At 68.0% G+C, this 1,385-nt stretch carries 1 protein-coding gene; it reads left to right on the top strand.

Features of this window, described 5'->3' with window-relative positions; translation table 11 throughout:
* Nucleotides 1-120 precede the first annotated feature (120 nt).
* Nucleotides 121-1,308, top strand: a complete 1,188-nt coding sequence (locus EMO90_RS12025) for an IS30 family transposase (RefSeq protein WP_223849878.1) — start codon at nucleotides 121-123, stop codon at nucleotides 1,306-1,308.
* The last annotated feature ends 77 nt before the right edge of the window (nucleotides 1,309-1,385 follow it).

The raw sequence follows: 1,385 nt of genomic DNA, 5'->3' as shown, positions 1-1,385 counted from the left end.
GGCGGGCTCTAGTGATCGTTGCAACACCTGACCGACCGACGGGAGGATCAGATGGAGACGGACACGAAGAGCGCGGCCAGATGGGTGTTCGAGGACGTGGAATACGCCACGCGCGGCGAGATGTGCGAGGCGAGGCGGCGACGATACAGGGAGCACCTCGACGCGGGCATGAACTTCACACAGGCCGCCCACGCGGTGGGCGTGTCCAAACGCACCGGCAAGGTGTGGCGCAACGGACGGACACGCGCGAGCGGCAGGAACGAGAAGCCGTCGGTGGACTGGTATCGTTCCACGGTGGACAAACCCAAGCAGATCAACGCGAGATACCTGGACCAGGACGAGCGCGTCAGCATCGCCGACTGGAGGAGGGCCGGAGCGGGCGTGCGCGAGATCGCTCGCCGGATCGGCCGCTCCCCGTCGACCGTCAGCCGCGAACTGGCCCGCAACACGAACCCCGCGACCGGCATGTACGAGCCGTACCGGGCCCAGCAGATGAGCGCGGACCGGCTCAAACGGCCCAAGGCCGCCAAGGTGCGCACGGTGCCCGGGCTGCTCGAGTACGTCCGGGCCGGGCTGGAGGCGCGCTGGAGCCCCGAGCAGATCGCCGGCAGGCTCAGACGGGACTTCCCGGATAATAAGGGCATGCACGTGTGCGCGGAAACGATCTACCAGGCCATCTACGTCCAGGCCAGGGGCGAGCTGAGGAAGGACGTCGCCAAGGCGCTCAGGAGCGGGCGCGCCCGGCGCCGGCCGCGCAGGGACGCGGACGCGCGCAGACCGCGTTTCCGCGAGCCCATGGTCATGATCAGCGACAGGCCCGCCGAGGTCGAGGACCGCGCGGTGCCCGGCCACTGGGAGGGCGACCTGATCTGCGGGGCGGCCAACAGGAGCGCGATCGGCACGCTCGTGGAGCGCACGACCCGGTTCACGATCCTGCTGCACCTGCCCGACGGGCACGACGCCGAGCGCGTCCAGCAGGCCATCATCCGCAAGATGGGGCGTCTGCCGGGCGTCCTCAGGAATTCGCTGACCTGGGACCAGGGCTCCGAGCTCGCGCTGCACAGGCGCGTGTCGACGACGCTGGACATGCGGGTCTACTTCTGCGACCCGCACTCGCCGTGGCAGCGCGGCACCAACGAGAACACCAACGGGCTCCTGCGCCAGTACTTCCCCAAGGGCACCGACCTGTCCGCGTACACGGAGGACTACCTCGACGCGGTCGCCGATGAGCTCAACGACCGGCCCCGCAGGACGCTTGGGTACGACAAGCCCAGTGAAAGGATCCTCGCGCTCATCAACGCCTCATGATATGATCGCGTCATCGCGAAGACCACCGTTCGAGGTGGCAAATCACTCAGGTGTTGCAACCACCACTAAAATCCGCC

This window comes from Bifidobacterium vespertilionis, from assembly GCF_008698145.1.
GTDB classification, from domain to species: domain Bacteria; phylum Actinomycetota; class Actinomycetes; order Actinomycetales; family Bifidobacteriaceae; genus Bifidobacterium; species Bifidobacterium vespertilionis.
The sequence above is the reverse complement of the archived record's forward strand: the minus strand, read 5'-3'. Positions and strand labels throughout refer to the sequence as shown.

Coding starts and splice junctions, on each gene's coding strand:
- EMO90_RS12025 (WP_223849878.1), top strand. CDS start 121: ATGTGCGAGGCGAGGCGGCGACGATACAGGGAGCACCTCGACGCGGGC.